The sequence below is a fragment of the Enterobacter sp. V89_11 genome, assembly GCF_029967775.1.
Lineage (GTDB): Bacteria > Pseudomonadota > Gammaproteobacteria > Enterobacterales > Enterobacteriaceae > Enterobacter > Enterobacter ludwigii.
In genome coordinates this window covers 58,647-80,097 of record NZ_JASCAN010000016.1, presented here as the reverse complement: position 1 = coordinate 80,097, position 21,451 = coordinate 58,647, and the positions used below count along the sequence as shown (strand labels likewise).

General features: G+C 53.4%; 23 protein-coding genes. 14 read left to right on the top strand and 9 right to left on the bottom strand.

From position 1 onward, the window contains the following. Positions 1 to 17 precede the first annotated feature (17 nt). The 8 genes from mrdA (at position 18) to lipA (ending at position 9,038) form a co-directional block, all read left to right on the top strand. Entirely contained in the window at positions 18 to 1,919 is a 1,902-nt protein-coding gene (gene mrdA, locus QLG09_RS13945) for a peptidoglycan DD-transpeptidase MrdA (RefSeq protein WP_014169119.1), read from the top strand. A 2-nt stretch (positions 1,920 to 1,921) separates the two neighbouring features. Beyond that, the gene (mrdB, locus tag QLG09_RS13940) at positions 1,922 to 3,034 is read left to right on the top strand and encodes a peptidoglycan glycosyltransferase MrdB (protein WP_014169118.1); all 1,113 of its coding nucleotides are present in this window, start codon (positions 1,922 to 1,924) and stop codon (positions 3,032 to 3,034) included. A gap of 16 nt (positions 3,035 to 3,050) precedes the next feature. Next, positions 3,051 to 4,163 (top strand): endolytic peptidoglycan transglycosylase RlpA, encoded by a 1,113-nt coding sequence (gene rlpA / locus QLG09_RS13935; protein ID WP_282488991.1) that lies wholly within the window; start codon positions 3,051 to 3,053, stop codon positions 4,161 to 4,163. Between the two features lie 139 nt (positions 4,164 to 4,302). Continuing rightward, positions 4,303 to 5,514 carry a D-alanyl-D-alanine carboxypeptidase DacA gene (dacA, locus tag QLG09_RS13930; RefSeq protein WP_014169116.1) on the top strand — a complete coding sequence of 404 codons (1,212 nt, stop codon included), beginning with the start codon at positions 4,303 to 4,305 and terminating at the stop codon, positions 5,512 to 5,514. A gap of 105 nt (positions 5,515 to 5,619) precedes the next feature. After that, positions 5,620 to 5,883 carry a DUF493 family protein YbeD gene (gene ybeD, locus QLG09_RS13925; RefSeq protein ID WP_003858718.1) on the top strand — a complete coding sequence of 88 codons (264 nt, stop codon included), beginning with the start codon at positions 5,620 to 5,622 and terminating at the stop codon, positions 5,881 to 5,883. 95 nt (positions 5,884 to 5,978) lie between these two features. Beyond that, positions 5,979 to 6,620: a lipoyl(octanoyl) transferase LipB gene (gene lipB / locus QLG09_RS13920; RefSeq protein ID WP_020885000.1), complete on the top strand. Its 642-nt coding sequence runs from the start codon at positions 5,979 to 5,981 to the stop codon at positions 6,618 to 6,620. Between the two features lie 291 nt (positions 6,621 to 6,911). Next, entirely contained in the window at positions 6,912 to 7,865 is a 954-nt protein-coding gene (locus QLG09_RS13915; protein WP_049023520.1) for a YbeF family transcriptional regulator, read from the top strand. Positions 7,866 to 8,072: 207 nt separating this feature from the next. Continuing rightward, complete coding sequence (gene lipA, locus QLG09_RS13910) at positions 8,073 to 9,038, top strand: lipoyl synthase (protein ID WP_014169113.1); 966 nt, start codon at positions 8,073 to 8,075, stop codon at positions 9,036 to 9,038. An 81-nt stretch (positions 9,039 to 9,119) separates the two neighbouring features. Here the strand turns inward: lipA and tatE are convergent, their stop codons facing one another. Together tatE and QLG09_RS13900 are read right to left on the bottom strand one after the other, a co-directional pair. Next, a complete protein-coding gene (gene tatE / locus QLG09_RS13905) occupies positions 9,120 to 9,323 on the bottom strand; it encodes a twin-arginine translocase subunit TatE (protein WP_014169112.1) in 204 nt (67 codons plus the stop codon). A gap of 126 nt (positions 9,324 to 9,449) precedes the next feature. Further along, positions 9,450 to 10,238 (bottom strand): deaminated glutathione amidase, encoded by a 789-nt coding sequence (locus QLG09_RS13900; RefSeq protein ID WP_040016923.1) that lies wholly within the window; start codon positions 10,236 to 10,238, stop codon positions 9,450 to 9,452. A gap of 67 nt (positions 10,239 to 10,305) precedes the next feature. Between QLG09_RS13900 and crcB the strand changes: the two genes are divergently transcribed. Continuing rightward, positions 10,306 to 10,689 (top strand): fluoride efflux transporter CrcB, encoded by a 384-nt coding sequence (gene crcB / locus QLG09_RS13895; protein WP_014169110.1) that lies wholly within the window; start codon positions 10,306 to 10,308, stop codon positions 10,687 to 10,689. Between the two features lie 220 nt (positions 10,690 to 10,909). Here the strand turns inward: crcB and cspE are convergent, their stop codons facing one another. Then, positions 10,910 to 11,119, bottom strand: coding sequence for a transcription antiterminator/RNA stability regulator CspE (gene cspE, locus QLG09_RS13890; protein WP_002439184.1), 210 nt, complete (start codon positions 11,117 to 11,119; stop codon positions 10,910 to 10,912). A gap of 190 nt (positions 11,120 to 11,309) precedes the next feature. Further along, on the bottom strand, positions 11,310 to 11,885 hold the full coding sequence (pagP, locus tag QLG09_RS13885; protein WP_032670625.1) for a lipid IV(A) palmitoyltransferase PagP: 576 nt from the start codon (positions 11,883 to 11,885) through the stop codon (positions 11,310 to 11,312). A 537-nt stretch (positions 11,886 to 12,422) separates the two neighbouring features. Here pagP and dcuC point away from each other — a divergent pair. Both dcuC and rna read left to right on the top strand, forming a co-directional pair. After that, positions 12,423 to 13,790 carry an anaerobic C4-dicarboxylate transporter DcuC gene (gene dcuC / locus QLG09_RS13880; protein WP_025204678.1) on the top strand — a complete coding sequence of 456 codons (1,368 nt, stop codon included), beginning with the start codon at positions 12,423 to 12,425 and terminating at the stop codon, positions 13,788 to 13,790. 94 nt (positions 13,791 to 13,884) lie between these two features. Continuing rightward, positions 13,885 to 14,694, top strand: coding sequence for a ribonuclease I (rna, locus tag QLG09_RS13875; RefSeq protein WP_020885004.1), 810 nt, complete (start codon positions 13,885 to 13,887; stop codon positions 14,692 to 14,694). Here the strand turns inward: rna and QLG09_RS13870 are convergent. Beyond that, positions 14,688 to 15,305: a flavin reductase family protein gene (locus tag QLG09_RS13870; RefSeq protein ID WP_025204679.1), complete on the bottom strand. Its 618-nt coding sequence runs from the start codon at positions 15,303 to 15,305 to the stop codon at positions 14,688 to 14,690. The genes rna and QLG09_RS13870 overlap by 7 nt on opposite strands. Before the next feature lie 89 nt (positions 15,306 to 15,394). Then, the gene (locus tag QLG09_RS13865; protein WP_041162487.1) at positions 15,395 to 16,225 is read right to left on the bottom strand and encodes an alpha/beta hydrolase; all 831 of its coding nucleotides are present in this window, start codon (positions 16,223 to 16,225) and stop codon (positions 15,395 to 15,397) included. Positions 16,226 to 16,479: 254 nt separating this feature from the next. Here QLG09_RS13865 and rnk point away from each other — a divergent pair, with 254 nt between their 5' ends. Further along, complete coding sequence (gene rnk / locus QLG09_RS13860; protein WP_014169101.1) at positions 16,480 to 16,890, top strand: nucleoside diphosphate kinase regulator; 411 nt, start codon at positions 16,480 to 16,482, stop codon at positions 16,888 to 16,890. A gap of 137 nt (positions 16,891 to 17,027) precedes the next feature. After that, a complete protein-coding gene (yldA, locus tag QLG09_RS13855; protein ID WP_271661446.1) occupies positions 17,028 to 17,117 on the top strand; it encodes a small membrane protein YldA in 90 nt (29 codons plus the stop codon). Positions 17,118 to 17,126: 9 nt separating this feature from the next. On the opposite strand, the gene QLG09_RS13850 is transcribed toward yldA, so the two are convergent. Beyond that, the gene (locus QLG09_RS13850) at positions 17,127 to 18,365 is read right to left on the bottom strand and encodes a zinc-dependent alcohol dehydrogenase (RefSeq protein ID WP_049023519.1); all 1,239 of its coding nucleotides are present in this window, start codon (positions 18,363 to 18,365) and stop codon (positions 17,127 to 17,129) included. 180 nt (positions 18,366 to 18,545) lie between these two features. On the opposite strand from QLG09_RS13850, the gene uspG reads away from it, so the two are divergent. Beyond that, the gene (uspG, locus tag QLG09_RS13845) at positions 18,546 to 18,974 is read left to right on the top strand and encodes a universal stress protein UspG (protein WP_020885008.1); all 429 of its coding nucleotides are present in this window, start codon (positions 18,546 to 18,548) and stop codon (positions 18,972 to 18,974) included. A gap of 58 nt (positions 18,975 to 19,032) precedes the next feature. Here uspG and ahpF read toward each other — a convergent pair whose 3' ends face one another. Both ahpF and ahpC read right to left on the bottom strand, forming a co-directional pair. Beyond that, entirely contained in the window at positions 19,033 to 20,598 is a 1,566-nt protein-coding gene (gene ahpF / locus QLG09_RS13840; RefSeq protein WP_049023518.1) for an alkyl hydroperoxide reductase subunit F, read from the bottom strand. A 175-nt stretch (positions 20,599 to 20,773) separates the two neighbouring features. Beyond that, on the bottom strand, positions 20,774 to 21,337 hold the full coding sequence (gene ahpC / locus QLG09_RS13835) for an alkyl hydroperoxide reductase subunit C (RefSeq protein WP_008501015.1): 564 nt from the start codon (positions 21,335 to 21,337) through the stop codon (positions 20,774 to 20,776). Positions 21,338 to 21,451: the final 114 nt, after the last annotated feature.

The window sequence follows — 21,451 nt, the reverse complement described above, 5'->3', positions numbered from 1 at the left end:
GGTAGATTAAGCAGCGGATGAAACTACAGAATTCTTTTCGCGACTATACGGCTGAGTCCGCGCTGTTTGTGCGCCGGGCGCTGGTCGCCTTTACGGGGATTTTGCTGCTTACCGGCGTGCTGATCGCCAACCTCTATAATCTGCAAATTGTCCGCTTTACCGATTATCAGACGCGTTCAAACGAAAACCGTATCAAGCTGGTGCCCATCGCGCCCAGCCGCGGCATTATCTACGACCGTAACGGCACTCCGCTGGCGTTAAACCGCACCATTTATCAAATCGAAATGATGCCGGAAAAAGTCGATAATGTGCAGGATACGCTTGAAGCGCTAAAAGGCGTTGTCGATCTGACCGACGATGATATCGCCGCGTTCAAAAAAGAGCGTGCCCGCTCCCACCGTTTCACCTCAATCCCGGTTAAAACGAACCTGACGGAAGTCCAGGTGGCCCGCTTTGCCGTGAACCAGTATCGTTTTCCCGGCGTGGAAGTGAAAGGTTACAAGCGTCGCTACTACCCTTACGGTTCCGCGCTGACGCATGTCATTGGTTACGTTTCCAAGATCAACGATAAAGACGTTGAACGCCTCGATAAAGACGGCAAACTGGCGAACTACGCGGCGACGCACGATATCGGTAAGCTGGGGATCGAACGCTACTACGAAGATGTCCTGCACGGGCAGACCGGCTATGAAGAGGTTGAAGTTAACAACCGTGGCCGCGTCATTCGCCAGCTCAAAGAAGTGCCACCGCAGGCGGGGCATGACGTCTACCTGACGCTCGACCTCAAGCTGCAGCAGTATATTGAAACCTTACTGGCAGGCAGTCGTGCTGCCGTTGTCGTCACCGATCCGCGTTCCGGCGGCATTCTGGCGATGGTGTCCATGCCAAGCTACGACCCGAACCTCTTTGTCGATGGTATCTCCAGCAAAGACTATTCCGGTCTGCTCAATGACCCGAATACGCCGCTGGTGAACCGCGCCACACAAGGAGTTTACCCGCCAGCGTCAACGGTAAAACCGTACGTGGCGGTCTCTGCGCTGAGCGCGGGCGTCATCAACCGCAATACCAGTCTGTTTGACCCGGGCTGGTGGCAATTACCAGGCTCTGAAAAACGCTATCGCGACTGGAAAAAATGGGGCCATGGTCACCTCAACGTTACCAAATCGCTGGAAGAGTCTGCGGATACCTTCTTCTACCAGGTTGCGTATGACATGGGCATTGACCGCCTGTCAGAGTGGATGAGCAAATTCGGTTACGGACATTACACCGGCGTTGACCTTTCAGAAGAACGTTCCGGTAACATGCCAACCCGTGAGTGGAAGCTGAAGCGCTTTAAGAAGCCGTGGTATCAGGGTGATACCATTCCGGTGGGTATCGGTCAGGGCTACTGGACGGCGACCCCGATTCAGATGAACAAAGCGATGATGATCCTCATCAACGATGGCGTAGTGAAAGTTCCGCACCTGCTGCAAAGTACGGTTGAAGACGGCAAAAAAGTGCCGTGGATCCAGCCGCATGAAGCCCCGGTGGGTGACATTCATTCCGGTTACTGGGAAATTGCCAAAGACGGTATGTACGGCGTGGCGAACCGCCCGAACGGGACCGCACATAAGTATTTCGCCGGCACACCGTATAAAGTGGCCGCCAAATCCGGTACTGCGCAGGTCTTCGGTCTGAAAGCCAATGAAACCTATAACGCGCACCGCATTGCTGAACGTCTGCGTGACCATAAGCTGATGACGGCCTTTGCCCCTTATGATAACCCGCAGGTTGCGGTGGCGATGATTCTGGAAAACGGCGGCGCAGGTCCGGCCGTGGGGACCATCATGCGCCAGATCCTCGACCACATTATGCTGGGTGATAACAACACCGAACTGCCGGCTGAAAACCCGGCCGCCGCTGCGGCGGAGGACCAATAATCATGACGGATAATCCAAATAAGAAATCGCTGTGGGATAAAATCCATATCGACCCAGCCATGCTGCTGATCCTGCTGGCTCTGCTGGTTTACAGCGCCCTGGTTATCTGGAGCGCCAGCGGCCAGGACATCGGCATGATGGAGCGAAAAATCGGCCAGATCGCGATGGGTCTGGTCATTATGGTGGTCATGGCGCAGATCCCGCCACGGGTCTATGAAGGCTGGGCACCGTATCTGTACATATTCTGTATTGTGCTGCTGGTTGCGGTAGATGCCTTTGGGGCTATCTCTAAAGGCGCGCAGCGCTGGCTGGATCTGGGCGTTGTCCGCTTCCAGCCCTCTGAAATAGCCAAAATAGCGGTTCCCTTGATGGTGGCGCGTTTTATTAACCGTGACGTCTGCCCGCCTTCGCTGAAAAATACCGCCATTGCGCTGGTGCTGATTTTCCTGCCGACGCTGCTGGTTGCGGCGCAGCCTGACCTCGGTACCTCGATTCTTATCGCCCTCTCCGGCCTGTTTGTCCTGTTTCTGTCGGGTTTAAGCTGGCGTCTGATTGGCATTGCAGTCGTGCTGGTGGCAGCGTTCATCCCGATTCTCTGGTTCTTTCTGATGCATGATTACCAGCGACAACGCGTCATGATGCTGCTCGATCCGGAAACCGATCCGCTGGGTGCGGGCTATCATATTATTCAGTCCAAGATTGCGATCGGTTCCGGCGGCCTGCGCGGTAAAGGCTGGCTGCACGGCACCCAGTCCCAGCTGGAGTTCTTACCGGAACGCCACACCGACTTTATCTTTGCGGTTCTGGCGGAAGAGCTGGGCCTGGTTGGCATCCTGATTCTGCTGGCGCTGTATGTGCTGTTGATCATGCGAGGGCTGTGGATCGCCGCGCGTGCGCAAACCACCTTTGGCCGCGTGATGGCAGGCGGGTTGATGCTGATTTTATTCGTTTATGTCTTCGTAAATATTGGTATGGTGAGTGGTATTCTGCCGGTTGTTGGCGTCCCGCTCCCGCTGGTGAGCTACGGAGGCTCGGCACTGATCGTGTTGATGGCCGGGTTTGGTATCGTGATGTCGATCCATACCCACAGAAAAATGTTGTCAAAAAGCGTATAAAAATAAGGGGATCGGAATGCGTAAGCAGTGGCTGGGGATCTGCATTGCGGCAAGTTTACTTGCGGCCTGCACAAGTGATGATGGTCAGCAACAGGCAACCGTCGCGCCGCCGCAGCCTGCGGTTTGTAATGGCCCGATCGTTGAAATCAGCGGTGCCGATCCCGTTTATGAACCGCTCAATGCCAGCGCGAATCAGGATTACGAGCGCGATGGCAAAAGCTACAAAATTGTTCAGGATCCCTCCCGCTTTAGCCAGGCTGGCTTTGCCGCCATTTATGATGCCGAGCCAGGCAGCAACCTGACGGCGACTGGCGAAGCGTTCGATCCGATGCAACTGACGGCGGCTCACCCGACCCTGCCTGTCCCGAGCTACGCCCGTATCACCAACCTGGCGAATGGTCGTATGATCGTGGTACGCATTAACGATCGTGGTCCCTACGGTAACGACCGGGTGATCTCCCTGTCACGCGCGGCTGCAGACCGCCTGAACACCTCGAACAATACCAAAGTCCGTATTGACCCGATTATCGTGGCGCAGGATGGCACCCTCTCCGGGCCAGGTACCGCGTGTACGACGGTGGCGAAACAGACTTACGCCCTTCCCGACCGCCCGAACCTGGACGGCGGCATGGGAAGCGTCTCTTCTCCGGCAGAGCCTTCTCAGCCAGCAGGAGAAGTGCGCCCAATCAGCAATGATACGCTGCAGAGCGAAGACACGACGGGTGCGCCGGTAAAGAGTAGCGGCTTCCTTGGCGCGCCGACCACGTTAGCCACCGGCGTGCTGGAAGGCAGCGAACCTACGCCAGCACTGGCTCCTGTTGCCGCTCCTGCCACAGAGCCTGCGCCCGTAACGGCTCCGGCGACGGCGCAAAACACACCGGTTGCGGCTCCGGCTGCGGCCAGCGGCGGCTTTGTGGTTCAGGTTGGGGCGGTAAGCGATCAGGCCCGTGCGCAGCAGTATCAACAGCGTCTGAGCCAGCAGTTTGGTGTTCCGGGACGCGTTGCGCAAAACGGCGCAGTATGGCGTATTCAGATGGGGCCGTTTGCCAGCAAATCGCAGGCAGCGTCTCTGCAGCAGCGCCTGCAAAATGAAGCCCAACTACAATCATTTATCGCTGTAGCGAAATAATGAACTGGCGGCATCCAAAGTGTCAATTTGTGTAAAACACATTCACAAACTCATGCTTAAAGTCGGATGCCTGCCTGAATAGCATTTGCTATAGTAAGGCACTTTTTTTAATTCCATCACGGATGTCGTTGTTCTGACCATGAAGACCACTTTTTCTGCTCGTTTTGTGCAGCGCATGGCGCTGACCACGGCCCTTTGCGCAACTGCTCTCTCTGCAGCTCACGCCGATGACCTGAATATCAAGACCATGATCCCTGGCGTTCCGCAAATCGACGCGGAATCGTATATCCTGATCGACTACAACTCTGGCAAAGTGCTGGCTGAACAGAATGCCGACGCCCGCCGCGATCCGGCCAGCCTGACCAAAATGATGACCAGCTACGTTATCGGCCAGGCCATGAAAGCAGGGAAGTTCAAAGAAACGGATCTGGTCACCATCGGTAACGATGCGTGGGCAACCGGCAACCCGGTATTTAAAGGTTCATCATTGATGTTCCTGAAACCGGGCATGCAGGTTCCTGTTTCTCAGCTGATCCGTGGTATTAACCTGCAATCCGGTAACGATGCGTGCGTGGCAATGGCCGATTTCGCCGCGGGAAGCCAGGATGCCTTCGTCGGTCTGATGAACAGCTACGTCACCGCGCTGGGTCTGAAAAACAGCCATTTCCAGACCGTACATGGTCTGGACGCAGATGGTCAGTACAGCTCCGCACGTGATATGGCGTTGATTGGTCAGGCGCTGATCCGTGACGTGCCGAACGAATACTCCATCTATAAAGAGAAAGAGTTCACCTTCAACGGTATCCGTCAGACCAACCGTAACGGCCTGCTGTGGGATAACAGCCTGAACGTTGACGGCATCAAAACTGGCCATACCGATAAAGCTGGCTACAACCTGGTTGCTTCTGCCACCGAAGGTCAGATGCGTCTGATCTCTGCCGTGATGGGCGGTCGTACCTTCAAAGGTCGTGAAACGGAAAGCAAGAAACTGCTGACCTGGGGCTTCCGTTTCTTCGAAACCGTGAACCCGCTGAAAGCCGGTAAAGAGTTTGCTTCTGAGCCAGTCTGGTTCGGTGATAACGACCGTGCTTCCCTTGGCGTGGATAAAGATCTGTACCTGACCATTCCTCGTGGTCGCATGAAAGATCTGAAAGCCAGCTACGTGCTGAACACCACTGAGCTGCACGCGCCACTGCAGAAAAACCAGGTGGTGGGCACCATCAACTTCCAGCTGGATGGTAAAACCATCGATCAGCGACCGCTGGTTGTTCTGCAAGAAATCCCGGAAGGCAATTTCTTCGGCAAAATCATTGATTACATTAAATTGATGTTCCATCACTGGTTTGGCTAAAAATTGAACACTTGAAAGTGTGATTTTGATCCCCATATACTAGATATCCTGATAACTCCCACCTGTCGTGGGAGTTATTCTTTTTGACGTTACGCCGGAGCTGACATGAAAACCAAACTTAACGAACTGCTTGAATTCCCTACCCCGTTTACCTACAAAGTAATGGGTCTGGCGAAACCTGAGCTGGTTGATCAGGTGGTTGAAGTGGTACAGCGCCATGCGCCGGGTGACTACTCTCCGTCAGTAAAACCAAGCAGCAAGGGCAACTACCACTCGGTATCCATTACCATTACCGCAACCCACATTGAGCAGGTTGAGACGCTGTACGAAGAGCTCGGCAATATCGAAATTGTTCGTATGGTGCTGTAGTCCCTCTGCGGTTACCCGGTTTGCCGGGTAACCCGCCTCCCCGCTTGTGATATACTCTCCCTCACCTTTTGTCCCTCGTCTTCGGAGACGTCCTTTTGTATCAGGATAAAATTCTTGTCCGTCATCTCGGGCTGCAACCTTACGAGCCTGTCTCCCAGGCCATGCATGATTTCACCGATTCACGCGATGACACCACCCCTGATGAGATCTGGCTGGTCGAACACCTGCCGGTATTTACACAGGGACAGGCGGGAAAAGCGGAACATTTATTGATGACGGGTGATATCCCGGTAATTCAAAGCGATCGCGGTGGGCAGGTCACGTACCATGGGCCTGGGCAGCAGGTGATGTACGTTCTGCTGAACCTGAAGCGCAGAAAGCTCGGCGTTCGCGAACTGGTTACCCTGCTGGAACAAACCGTGGTTAACACGCTGGCGGAATACGGTATTGAAGCCCATCCGCGTGCCGATGCGCCGGGCGTCTATGTGGGAGAAAGTAAGATTTGCTCACTGGGGCTGCGTATCCGCAAAGGCTGCTCCTTCCACGGACTGGCACTGAATATTAATATGGATCTTACCCCTTTCCAGCGCATAAACCCCTGCGGCTACGCCGGAATGGAGATGACGCAAATGCGCCAGTGGGTTGAAAGCGCAACGCCCGAGAATATTCGTCCTGTGCTTTTGAAGAACGTTTTAGCCCTACTTAACAATCCATCTTACGAATATATCACTGCTTAATATATCATGCATCATGGCTCGATTATTTGACGGGCCACTGTTTATTTACCGCTTTTACGCTTTACAATAATCCGCTTATTCTATATTTTCGAAGCGCCCGAATATTACCGCTACATATTATTTAGCCTCCAGCCAGAACTGCATACAGGGCGTAAGTAACTTGCGTGATAATCACACAACTGTTTGTTTTTGATAAACAAGTGAAACAAAACCAACACTTTACGAATCTCTACAAGCATAATAAATAAATTCAACTATCATTCATAATGTGAATGTATACGGAGTGAAAGCGTGGAGTATAATAATTTACCAGCCAAACGACTGAATGACCCAGGTGGTGAGGACAAGCCACAAATTTTTCGGACTTTACGTAATATTGATCTCAATTTGTTGACTATTTTTGAGGCAGTATATGTCCATAAGGGTATCGTTAATGCTGCGAAAATTCTTAATCTCACGCCTTCAGCAATAAGCCAGTCAATTCAAAAACTGCGCGCTATATTTCCCGACCCGTTATTTATTCGTAAGGGCCAGGGGGTTACGCCGACGGCCTACGCTACCCATCTGCATGAGTACATCAGCCAGGGGCTGGAGTCGATTCTGGGTGCGCTGGATTTAACCGGCAGCTATGACAAACAGAGAACCATCACTATCGGCTGCACCCCGTCTGTCGGCGTGCTAGTAATGCCCGCTATTTTTCAGGCGATAAAAGAGCATGTTCCTCAGCTCCTGCTGCGAAATGTGCCGCTCAACGAGCCTGATATTCAGCTTGCTCAGTTTCAGACCGACCTGATTATAGAAAGCGGCAGCTTTAGCGCCCGAGCGCTCGGACAACATGTCCTGTATGCGGATAACCTGGTGCTGGTGTGCCGCCAGCAGCATCCCGCCCTTAGCGGGCCGTTGACCATTGAAAATCTGCGCAACTATGATCATTCGTCTTTCATGACCGAAGGACAGTCCAACCATGCGCTGCGTCAGCGAATCGATGAGATATTCCCGGAACGCCAGATCAGCTTCAGTAGTTACAATATGTTCACCACTGCCTCCCTGATTGGCAGCAGCGATATGCTCTGCATCATGCCTTCGCGCCTGTATACCTTGCTGCGTAAATGTTGGCCGCTGGAGAGCATTCCTCTCACCCAGCTCAATGCGGAATCTATCGAGATTTCACTGCATTACAACAAACTCAGCTTGCGCGATCCGGTGCTGGAAAACGTTATCCGCGTCATCCGCCAGGCCTTCTGACAGGTTGATACAGCACAAGCCCCTGCCCCCTGCCGGGCAAAACGCACAAAACAACAACTATTTTACAAATTGGCGACCTGGCAGGCTGCTTTACCGACCGTTTCAATGATATACTGCCTGTCGTTCGTTCAAAAATAGTTGATAAATACAACATTCCCTTGAATAGAAACGCTTTCCTTCGATATTCGCAACTGGAACACGCACGCTATGAGTAAACCCATTGTGATGGAACGCGGTGTTAAATACCGCGATGCCGATAAAATGGCCCTTATCCCGGTTAAAAACGTGGCTACAGAGCGCGAAGCGCTGTTAAGAAAACCGGAATGGATGAAAATCAAACTTCCGGCTGACTCTTCGCGTATCCAGGGGATCAAAGCGGCGATGCGCAAGAACGGCCTTCACTCCGTCTGTGAAGAAGCCTCTTGCCCGAACCTTGCTGAATGTTTCAATCACGGTACCGCGACGTTTATGATTCTGGGTGCCATCTGTACCCGCCGCTGCCCCTTCTGCGATGTGGCTCATGGCCGCCCGGTAGCACCCGACGCCAACGAACCTCAGAAACTGGCGCAGACCATCGCCGATATGGCGCTGCGTTATGTCGTTATTACCTCCGTTGACCGTGACGATCTGCGTGATGGCGGTGCTCAGCACTTCGCTGACTGCATTACCGCTATTCGTGAGAAAAGCCCGAACATCAAAATTGAGACGCTGGTTCCAGACTTCCGCGGCCGTATGGATCGCGCGCTGGACATCCTGACCGCGACGCCACCAGACGTGTTTAACCACAACCTGGAGAACGTGCCGCGTCTCTACCGTCAGGTACGTCCTGGTGCGGACTATAACTGGTCTCTGAAGCTGCTGGAGCGTTTTAAAGAAGCGCATCCCCATATTCCCACCAAGTCAGGCCTGATGGTTGGTCTCGGTGAAACGAATGCTGAGATCATCGAAGTGATGCGCGATCTGCGCCGCCACGGTGTGACCATGCTGACGCTGGGACAGTATCTGCAGCCAAGCCGCCACCACCTGCCCGTGCAGCGCTACGTGAGCCCGGATGAGTTTGATGAGATGAAAGCCGAAGCGATGGCGATGGGCTTTACCCACGCAGCCTGCGGCCCATTTGTTCGCTCCTCTTACCATGCCGATATGCAGGCAAAAGGCGAAGAAGTGAAATAAGGCTGTAATATTCACTTACAGTAATGCAAAAAAACCGGCCTCTTGAGCCGGTTTTTTTTCGCAAGCCCTCAGGCATTGCCGTTACTCTTTGTGAGAAAGCTTCTCTGCCGGGATGTCACCCTCGGCGCTTTTCTTCGCAGCCGCATCATCGTCGTTCATCGCTTTCTTAAAGCCTTTGATGGCGGCACCCAGGTCACCACCCAGCGTGCGTAACTTCTTGGTACCAAACAGCAGAACGACCAGTGCGGCAACCACCAGCAGTTTGGTAATACTAATCTCACCCATAGATACCTTCTTTACATAAACCAGGCTGCATTCAGCGCCAAAAACCTGATTGTATTAACGGTCATTTGACGCGTGCACACAATAGCAATCTGTAACAAGGTGAATCAAGCATTGTTGAAAAAAACATCACAATAATTGCGGTGGCGCAAACCGACGGTTGCGAAGAACCGGTAATTGCTGCCGTGCAAGCGTAATCCTCTCCCGCTGTAACTCTGTCATCAGCAAAACCGGGGCCTCCGCCGCAGCGGCTATCGTAACTCCCAGCGGATCCACCACCCTGCTCTGCCCAATGTTCTTATTGCCGCACTCCCCCGAGGCCACAACATAACAGGTAGTATCCAGCGCACGCGCTGTAAGGAGCGTTGCCCAGTGCTGCTCTTTAAGCGGCCCCTTGACCCACGCGGCAGGCACTACCAGCACGTCAGCCCCTTTTAACGCGAGCGTAAGTGCCAGCTCAGGAAAACGCAGGTCGTAGCAGGTCATCAACCCAATCTTAAAGCCATCGACATCAAGAAGCGGTGGGATGCTGTCTCCCGGATCCACCCGCCGTGACTCCTGAATGCTGAAGGCATCATAAAGATGGAGTTTGGCATAGCGCGCAACGATCGCGCCGTCACGGATGGCCACGAGCGTATTTACCGCCCGTCCCGCCGTCGAGGGGACATGCACCGTAAAGAGGGTGGTCAAACCATTGCCCGCGCTTTCCGCCAGCAGGTGCTGTAAAAATCCGCCGTCCAGGGGCTGGGCAGACTTCACCGACAGGTCCGGGTCGTTGTCATCTCTTGCCAGCAGCGCCTCCGGCAGCACCAGCAAGGATGCTTCTTTCAGGCGGGCCTGCCTCATCAGAGAGACACATTTATCTGCATTCTCTTGCCAGTCAGGCGTAACCGCAAACTGTCCTACCGCAACATACATATTTGTCCCCTCAGCAAAAACCGCGTTAAACTCGCCACTCTTACACATCAAATAGCAGGTATTTACAGTGTTACAACTACTTTTAGCCGTTTTTATTGGTGGGGGTACGGGTAGCGTTGCGCGGTGGTTTTTGAGTATGCGTTTTAATCCCCTGCATCAGGCTATTCCAATGGGTACGCTGGCGGCTAACCTGATAGGTGCTTTCATTATTGGCGTGGGGCTGGCCTGGTTTAACCGTATGACGCATATCGATCCCGTGTGGAAGCTATTGATTACCACCGGCTTTTGCGGCGGTTTAACCACCTTCTCAACGTTCTCGGCGGAAGTGGTTTTCCTGTTTCAGGAAGGGCGTGTCGGCTGGGCGCTGATGAACATTGCGATTAATATGCTCGGCTCCTTTGCGATGACGGGGATCGCATTCTGGCTATTTTCTTCCGCCACGACGCACTAACAGACGCTGCGTTAATGTTGGCTTAATTTTTCTCTGTCACTCTGAACGCAATACAGAACGAGGGTGACAGAATGAAACAGAACCTGATGAGCGCAGGTGTGGTGTTGTTGAGCGTGCTGATCGTTGCCAGCTTCCTCAAAATGTATCTGCTTAGCTGATTCAACGCGAAAAAAAACCCGCTCAGTGAGCGGGTTTTGAAATTCTTGCTGACGCGTCTGAATTACAGAGCGATTACGTTAGCAGCAGAAGGGCCTTTGGCACCGTTAGTGATTTCGAACTCTACACGCTGACCTTCAGCCAGAGTTTTGAAACCATTAGACTGGATTGCAGAGAAGTGTACGAACACGTCTTTGCTGCCATCTTCAGGAGTAATGAAACCGAATCCTTTGGACTCATTAAACCACTTAACGTTACCTTTAATCTTAGACATCAAAATTACCTTTACATTAAAAAACGACACAAATGCTGTGTCGGGTACCAGTACATCAATTGTGGGACCTTTTGTCCAGCGGTTCTTTGATAAAAAGTGACTAAAGTCGCGTTAATTTCTGCTGACGGTTTTTTATCTCAACGGAATCAACGGGTGCACACTTTTTCACCAGTACGTGACGTTTTTTCAGTTAAAACTGAAAACGCATCCAGGCGAAGTAAACGTTACCGTTGTTGTATGTCCCCGGGATATAGGTCATCTGGAACGTTGCCGGACCATAGCCGATAGAGGCCAGAGGCAGCAGCACCGGAATCGGAATGTAGTTCCAGTTGTCGCGTGCGGTCACACCGGCGGTGTAGCCCAGCCCCACATGGAAGTTTTCATCGGCTAACGGACGCCAGGTTTTCTCCCAGCCATAACCCCCGATTGGTTCCCACTTGTTAAAGGAATCTTTAAAGGCCATCAGATAGATGCCATGCCAGTTCCCTTTTTCGTCCCAACGCGACTGACCAAAACCAGCCCCCCACGGGCGCTCGTTATATTTGTCAGTCTTTTCTTTGTCATAGGCAAAACGCGCATGCCACGTTATTGCCGGAACATACAGGTCATAATGCTCTGGCGCAGTCCAGGTCTGCGACACATTATCAGTGAAGGTGGAGAACCAGCCTTTATCGGTTGCATTGCTCTCGGCGTGTGCAACAGACGACAATGCTAACTGCCCAAAAATAAACAACAAAATGAGGAAAAATTTATTACGTACAATCACAATGCAATTACCATTCTTAGTATTCGAGGCAAAGTTTACCATAAAATAGTTTAATCAAAGCTTAACAGCATCAGCGTTATTCCTAATTAATCAGCGTCTTCCTGGGAATATTCTGAGAGGAACATACTTTCACGCTATAATAAGCACAATAAAAGTAAGCCTTTATTAGGCTTTAATACGCTGGACAACCCAACCAACGCCAGCAATGACGGTCTCCAGGGCCCGTCCCGGAGGGCTGCCAGAAGCCATTAAAAACCCAGTTCCCAAAGGGTTTTTGCCTTTTCTTTCTGCGGCGAATTTAAACCCACAAAATATTTAACAACCCATTATCATTTAATTGACATATAGTGATATTTCTACCGGTCAATATGCGCATGAGATAAATGCCGGGGCGATGGCAAAAATACCGTTATTATCTTCTTTAGTAGTCTGTTTATTGATTTTAATCAGCAAGGACAGAACATTAATTCGGCACATTTCATCCTTCTTTTTTATTGATTATTTGTGCTCTCGGGCAGCAAGGACACAGGGGAAACCATGCTTACGTTTATCGAGCTCCTTATCGGAGTCGTCGTCATTGTCGGTGTAGCGCGCTACATCATTAAAGGTTACTCGGCCACAGGGGTGTTATTTGTCGGCGGGCTAACCCTGCTCATTATCAGCGCCATCATGGGCCATCAGGTGTTACCGGCCAGCGCAGACAGTACGGGCTACACCGCCACAGACATTGTTGAATACATTAAAATCCTGCTCATGAGCCGCGGTGGCGACCTGGGTATGATGATCATGATGCTGTGCGGTTTTGCGGCGTACATGACCCATATCGGCGCGAATGATATGGTGGTTAAACTGGCGTCCAAACCGCTGCAGTACATTAACTCCCCCTATCTGCTGATGGTCGCAGCCTATTTCCTTGCCTGCCTGATGTCCCTTGCCGTGTCGTCCGCCACCGGTCTGGGCGTACTGTTAATGGCCACCCTGTTCCCGATTATGGTTAACGTCGGTATCAGCCGCGGCGCGGCCGCCGCGATTTGCGCCTCGCCGGCCGCCATTATTCTTTCCCCCACCTCCGGTGATGTCGTGCTCGCAGCCAAAGCCGCTGAGATGTCGCTTATCGACTTTGCGTTCAAAACCACGCTGCCCATTTCTATCGTCGCCATTGTCGGCATGGGCATCGCACACTTCTTCTGGCAGCGTTATCTCGATAAGAAAGAGAACATCAGCCACGAGATGCTGGACGTGAGTGAAATCACCACCACCGCGCCAGCGTTTTATGCCATTCTGCCGTTCACACCTATTATTGGCGTGCTTATTTTTGACGGTAAATGGGGCCCGCAGCTGCACATCATCACCATTCTGGTGATCTGCATGCTGCTGGCCGCCCTGCTGGAGTTTGTGCGTGGGTTTAACACGCAGAAAGTCTTCTCGGGTCTGGAAGTGGCCTATCGCGGTATGGCGGATGCGTTTGCAGGGGTCGTTATGCTGCTGGTTGCAGCAGGCGTCTTCGCTCAGGGCCTGAGCACCATCGGCTTTATTCAGAGCCTGATTTCCATCGCCACCTCGTTCGGCTCGGCCAGTATTATCCTGATGCTGGTTCTGGTAGTGCTGACCATGCTGGCCGCCATGACTACCGGTTCAGGTAACGCGCCGTTCTACGCCTTCGTTGAGATGATCCCGAAACTGGCTCACTCCTCAGGCATTAACCCGGCCTATCTCTCCATCCCCATGCTGCAGGCGTCAAACCTCGGTCGCACCATTTCGCCGGTATCGGGTGTGGTTGTAGCCGTTGCCGGGATGGCAAAAATCTCACCTTTCGAAGTGATCAAACGCACCTCCGTCCCCGTGATTGTAGGGCTGGTTATCGTGATTATTGCCACGCAGGTGCTGGTACCCGGCGCAGCTTAAGCTAAATTCCTGATATCCAGAAAGCGCCTGCGGGCGCTTTTTGTGCTTTAATAATTTCCAGAAATTATTCATGCTCATTCGATCAGGAAATCACATGTTCAGGAAGGATATCGTTATTCCGTCTGGCGCAATCGCGCTGGCACTCTGTGTATTCTCCGCACAGGCCGACCCACTCAAGGCAACGCAGTATGGCGATTTCGATCGCTACGTTCTGGCTCTTTCCTGGCAAACCGGGTTCTGCCAGAGCATGGCCGACCGTAACCGCAACGAGCCCGAAGAGTGCCGTTTACAAAAAGAGAGTGATAACAAAACCGATTTTCTGACCGTGCACGGATTATGGCCGGGGCTGCCAAAATCTGTTGCCGCACGGGGTGTGGATGAACGTCGCTGGATGCGTTTTGGCTGCGCGACCCGTCCAATCCCGAACATGCCGGAGGTGAAGGCCAGCCGCAAATGCGCTGCAGCCGAAACCGGACTGTCGCTTTCAGGTGCTGCGAAGCTGAACAGCGTTATGCCAGGTGCTGGCGGTAACTCCTGCCTGGAACGCTACGAATATGCCAAACACGGCGTGTGCTTTGGTTTTGATCCTGACGCGTATTTCGGCACGATGGTGCGCATGAATCAGGAGATAAAAAACAGCGCGGTCGGCAAGTTCCTCGCCGATAACTACGGAAAAACCGTAAGCCGCAGCGACTTTGACAGCGCCGTGGCCAAAGGCTGGGGCAAGGAGAATGTCAAAGCGTTCAAGCTTACCTGTAATGGCAACCCGTCCTACCTGACCGAAATGCAGATCTCACTGAAGGCAGACACCATTAATAACCCGCTTTCTGCGACCTCATTTGCTCCGCAGCCACATCCGGGTAACTGCGGAAAACAATTCGTCATTGATAAAGCCGGTCACTGATTGACGATCGGTCGGGTCATGTCAAACCGGTGCTCGTCACTGATGCCATAGTAAGCCGTCGGCCCACCCGCACGCAGGATGGGCTGCGCTTTCGCCGTCTGATAAATCCCCTCTTCCAGCAACGTTTCGGCGATGTGAATACCCACCACTTCGCCGAGCACCAGCCAGGTATCAACCGGTGTGCCGTCGGCCCCGGTAAGCTGAATACACTGCGACAGGCGACACTCAAAGTTAACCGGGCTTTCTGCCACCCGCGGGGCGTTCACCAGCTGGCTGGCCGCTGGCGTTAATCCCGCAAAGGTAAATTCATTTTCATCGTGGGGAAGCATAGCCGAGGTCGCATTCATCGCTTCAGCCAGATCGCGCGTCGCCAGGTTCCAGACAAACTCGCCGGTTTCGGTAATATTACGCACGCTGTCTTTCCAGCCGTTGCTGGAAAAACCGATGATAGGCGGACGATAGTTAAAGCAGTTAAAGAAGCTATACGGCGCGAGATTCAGCTGACCGGCGTTGTCGCACGAGGAGATCCAGCCAATCGGGCGTGGGCCAATAATCGCGTTCAGTGGGTCATGCGGCAGGCCGTGTCCCAGAGAAGGTTGATAGAAATACATAGTGCTCTCTTAATGGTGGGGCAGACACGAATTGCGTTTCGCTCAGTACCCTGGATCAGGACACTCAGCGTAACGCAATCCGCCAGGAATTAAGACTGAATAAATTTCAGCAAATCGTCGTTGATCTGGTGCTTATGCGTGGTGCATATGCCGTGAGAACCCCCGGCATAGACCTTCAGCTCAGCGTTCGGCAGGAGCTCTGCAGCCACCCGACCACAGGTCTCGATCGGGACTATCTGGTCGTCGTCGCCGTGGATCACCAGCGTCGGGATAGTCATCTTTTTCAGATCTTCACGCAGATCGGTTTCAGAGAACGCTTTGACGCAGTCATACAGCGCCTTGATCGACCCCTGAAGCCCCTGCTCAACGAAGCTCTCCCGCACCGCTTTGGACTCTTTTGCCCCCGGGCGGTTATAGCCATAAAACGCCTCGGTCAGCGCATAGAAGAAAGCTGCGCGATCGTTAATCACGCCTTCCCGAATACCATCAAACACCTCTTTCGGCACACCGTTCGGGTTGAAATCGGTTTTGATCATAATCGGTGTCACGGCACCAATAAGTACCGCTTTCGCCACGCGATCCGTACCGTGGCGACCAATATAGCGCGCCACTTCGCCACCGCCGGTTGAATGCCCCACGTGAACAGCGTCTTTCAGATTCAGACGCGCCGTCAGCTCAGCCAGGTCGTCGGCGTACTGATCCATATTGTGCCCATCCCACGGCTGCGCTGAGCGGCCATGTCCGCGGCGGTCATGTGCAATTACGCGAAATCCTTTTGATCCCAGGTATAACATTTGGTCTTCAAAGGCATCCGCCGTCAGCGGCCAGCCGTGGCTAAACACCACGGGTTGCCCGCTTCCCCAGTCTTTAAAATATAAATAACTGCCGTCTTTCAACGTAATTTTGTCGTAATCGCTCATGAGATCTCCTGAGAAGAAACACTGAATGCGGATAGTCGCCCGCAGGGGGCGCTTAAAAAGAATAATGCAAATTGGCAAGGGAGCACGTTTTTCACCGAAAATTCATATGACCCATGAATGTGACCTGTATCACTTCAAAGTTGTGCGCTCAGCCAGTATCATCAGAAGAGTTAAACCCTCGCTGCCAGACGGCGAGGGTTTTCTTTTGGATTGGTTTCTGCGTTACACGCAGCATTAACGACATGGAGTAAAAAATGTCCAGACCCACCATCATCATCAATGAGCTTGACGCAGAACGTATTGACAGACTGCTGGAAAAAGCAGAATTCGCTTCGCTTCCGGTGGCTGACGCCCTGAATGAAGAGCTTGACCGGGCGCAGATGTGCACGCCTGAATCCATGCCGCACGACGTGGTCACCATGAACAGCCGGGTTAAATTCCGTAACCTGGCCACCGGTGAAGAGCTGACCCGAACGCTGGTCTACCCAGCGCAGATGACCGACAGCAGTGCACAGCTTTCGGTCCTTGCCCCTGTGGGTGCCGCGCTTCTTGGTCTGCGTACGGGAGACACCATCAACTGGGCGTTGCCAGGCGGTGCCGCGGCGCATCTGGAAGTGCTGGAGCTGCTCTACCAGCCAGAAGCCGCGGGCGACTACCTGCGTTAACCCCATCTGAACAAACGCTCCCGCGTTGCACAGAGGATGCACCCGCATCCTCTTTCCGCAAATTCACCCGATTATCCTATATCGCCCGAAAACCCCTTAACCCACGCTTAATCTGTTTGGGTGCCGCGGGGACGGTCATGAGTGAGATAGTGGTTATCACACTTATTTTTCTCATTATTCTGGCGATCATCGTCATGGCGGTGCTTTATCTTGAGCGTCATCGGTAAGCGATAATCTCACGCCACCCCACCCGGGAAAGCATTGACCAGGCCTTTCACCTGCTGTGCCGCCGCGTCAGGCGTTTCCGCTCCCGGCACCAGAATGACCTTGCGGCACTCCTCCTCCCGTTTTTCGAAAATCTTGTAGGCGCGTTCCGCATCCGCCAGCGGCAGATAGTGGGTCACAATCTCCTCCGGCGTAAGCAGCCCTTTTTCGATAAGCGGCAGCAACTCGCCCAGCCAGGCGTGGACGTGTGTCTGCCCCATCCTGAAACTCAGCCCTTTATCGAAGGCATCGCCAAACAGGAAGCCGTGAATAAACCCGGCGTAAACGCCAGGGACGCTGACAACGCCGCCGCGCCGGACAGCCGCGATACACTGACGCAGCGCTTTGCCGCTGCTGCCTTCAATTTTAAGGTTGCTGAGGATTGTTTCCGTGGTGCTGCCTTTGGCTTCGAACCCGACGGCATCAATCACCGCATCGACACCACGCTGGCCGGCAGTTTGCTCAATGATTTTTTCGGCGGCATCGTTATCATCATCAAAGTTGACCGGGATTGCGCCGTAGCGCGCCTGAGCAAATCGCAGGCGATACGGGTGATGGTCAATAACGAAGATCTGTTCCGCCCCGAGCAGTCGCGCGCAGGCAATGGTCAGCAACCCCACCGGCCCGGCGCCGAAAACGGCCACGCTCGATCCTTTTTCGATCTGCGCATTTTTTGCCGCCTGCCAGGCGGTGGGTAAAATATCTGACAGGAACAGCGCTTTGTCATCGGACAACAGCCGCGGCACCTTGAACGGCCCAACGTTCCCCTTCGGTACGCGAACATATTCCGCCTGGCCTCCCGGCACGCCGCCGTAGAGATGGCTATAGCCAAACAGCGCGGCCGGCGCGGGAATTTGCTTTTTGTTCAGCGCGGCGCCCTGCCCGGCGTTGGTCGTCTCGCAGGCCGCGTATTGCTGCAGACGGCAGAAGAAACAGTCACCGCAGGCAATCACAAACGGGATAACCACGCGATCGCCTTTCTGTAAATTCTTCACCTCCCTGCCACACTCAACGATTTCCCCCATAAATTCATGACCAAAAATATCGCCGTGCTGCACCTTCGGGATTTTGCCGCGATAGAGATGCAGATCGGACCCGCAAATCGCCGTAGCCGTGACCCGCAGAATAATATCGTCTGGCTGTTCAATGATGGGATCGGGGACATTCTCGACGCGAACATGATGTGGGCCGTGATACGTGAGTGCTTTCATGCAACCTCCGAAAGGATCCAGGACAGTGTATAAAGGGTAGCTACCCCAGAAGACTTGCCCGTGATGACGGATCTTTTGAGATTTTTCCTGGCGAGATCAAAAAGTGGCGCCGCGCTTACAGAAACCATTCATATTTTGTGGTTGAATGAATTCAGCGTTTATAAACAAGGAGAAACGGGTATGTATCAGACAATCATTATGCCGGTTGATGTTTTCGAGATGGAGCTGAGCGACAAGGCCGTACGCCACGCGGAGTTCCTGGCGCAGCAGGACGGGATCATTCATCTTTTACACGTGTTACCGGGTTCCGCCAGCCTGAGTCTGCACCGCTTTGCCGCCGATGTACGTCGCTTCGAAGAGCATCTTCAGCACGAAGCTGAAAATCGTCTACAAACCATGGTCGGGCATTTCAGCATCGACCCTTCACGTATCAAAACTCACGTCAGGTTCGGCAGCGTGCGGGATGCCGTTAATGAACTGGCCAATGAACTGAAAGCAGACGTCGTGGTGATCGGTTCCCGTAATCCTTCCATTACCACCCACCTGCTGGGCTCTAACGCGTCGAGCGTGATCCGCCACACTCACATTCCGGTGATGGTCGTCAGGTAAAAAAAGAGGCCACCTTTCGGTGGCCTCTTGCTGTTGCAGGTGTAGTCTTGCTTTCTTTTTATGCCGTTTTGGTGCGAATCAGATAATCGAACGAGCTCAGAGACGCTTTCGCCCCTTCACCGGTGGCAATGATGATCTGTTTGTACGGAACCGTGGTGCAGTCCCCTGCCGCGAACACCCCTTTCACGCTGGTTTCGCATTTCGCATCGATAATAATTTCGCCCATGCGGTTGCGCTCAATCGCGCCGTCCAGCCAGGTGGTGTTTGGCAACAGACCAATCTGTACGAAGATCCCCGCCAGCGCCACGCTATGCACGTCACCGCTCACGCGGTCGCGGTATTCCAGACCGGTCACTTTGCTGCCGTCACCTTTCACTTCCGTGGTCTGCGCATTCAGCACGATATCGACGTTTTTCAGGCTACGCACTTTGTCCTGCAGCACCTGGTCCGCTTTCATCTCTGGGGCGAACTCCAGCAGGGTGACGTGTTCAACGATACCCGCCAGGTCAATCGCCGCTTCCACACCGGAGTTACCGCCGCCGATCACCGCCACGCGTTTACCTTTAAACAGCGGGCCGTCGCAGTGCGGGCAGTAGGTGACGCCTTTGGTGCGATACTGATCTTCACCCGGGACGTTCATGTTGCGCCATTTGGCGCCGGTGGCAATGATAATGCTGCGCGCTTTCAGCACCGCGCCGGAGGCGGTTTCAATCTGGTGTAACCCCCCTTCAACCGCGGCCGGAACCAGCTTGCTGGCGCTCTGGCTGTCGATCACATCCACTTCATAATCGCTGACGTGCGCCTTCAGTGCGCCAGCCAGTTTCTGGCCTTCGGTCTTCGGCACAGAGATGTAGTTTTCGATATCCACGGTGTCGAGCACCTGGCCACCGAAGCGTTCGCCCATCAGTCCGGTACGAATGCCTTTACGGGCGGAGTAAACCGCCGCCGCCGCGCCCGCCGGGCCGGAGCCGACAATCAGAACATCATACGCGTCACGTTTGTTCAGCGCTTCTGCCGCACGTTTTTCGGCACCCGTGTCCACTTTGGCAACGATTTCGGTCAGCGTCATACGGCCCTGGCCAAACTCCTGACCGTTCATAAAGACCGCCGGAACGCCCATGACGTTACGGTCGGTGATTTCGTTCTGGAACGTACCGCCGTCAATCGCCGTGTGCTTAATGCGCGGGTTCAGCACCGACATCAGGTTCAGCGCCTGCACCACGTCCGGGCAGTTATGGCAGGAGAGTGAGTAATAGGTTTCAAACTCAAAATCGCCGTCAATGTCGCGGATCTGCTCGAGCAGCGCCTGCGCCTCTTTTGACGGATGACCACCGGTCCACAGCAGTGCCAGCACCAGCGAGGTAAATTCGTGGCCCAGTGGAGAACCGGCAAAACGCGGCCCCTGGTCAGAACCCGGATTGGTGATCAGGAAGGAGGGCTTGCGCACCGCCAGATCGTTATCTTCTTTGAAGGTCACGTTCGGTGACAGTTCGGCGATCTCTGCCAGCAGTTCCTTGATCTCTGCCGATTTAGCGCTGTCGTCCAGCGTGGCAATCAGCTCAACAGGTTTGGTCAGTTTCTCAAGGTAGGCCTTGAGCTGGGTTTTCATATTGGTGTCGAGCATTGTTCTTCCCTCTCTAAAAACGTCATCATGCAAGCTGCCTTATTCGGGCGGCCTGAATGCAACTTGCATCATGGTGCTGGAATAAAATGGGCGCGGGCGCGCCCATTACGACTGTCATTTCCGGAGCCTGTCGCGTCAGAGCAGGCGATGCTCTGCGCGAAAGACGGCGGGAAACTTAGATTTTGCCAACCAGGTCTAAAGACGGTGCCAGAGTCGCTTCGCCTTCTTTCCATTTCGCCGGGCAAACTTCGCCTGGGTGAGAAGCTACGTACTGCGCCGCTTTCACTTTACGCAGCAGGTCAGAAGCATCACGGCCGATACCTTCAGCGGTAACTTCGATTGCCTGGATAATGCCCTGCGGGTCAACAACGAAGGTAGCACGGTCAGCCAGGCCTTCATCTTCACGCATGTTGTCGAAGTTACGGGTCAGGGCGCCAGTCGGGTCGCCGATCATCGCATATTTGATTTTCGCGATGGTTTCAGAGCTGCTGTGCCATGCTTTGTGGGTGAAGTGGGTGTCGGTAGAAACAGAGTAAACGTCTACGCCCAGCTTCTGCAGTTCGTCGTAATGGTCTGCAACGTCACCCAGTTCGGTCGGGCAAACGAAGGTGAAGTCAGCCGGATAGAAGAAGAAGACGCTCCAGCGGCCTTCGGTATCTTTCTCGGTCACTTCAATGAATTCACCGTTTTTGAACGCCTGGTTTTTGAAAGGTTTAATTTTGGTATTAATCAAAGACATCTGTACTTCCTCCGTGTTTTCGTTGAGATGTAAGGTAACCAACTTTCGCCGGGTGGGCTAATGCGTTTGCTTTATCAAATCAATCAGCCATACCTAACAACCCGAACAAGACAA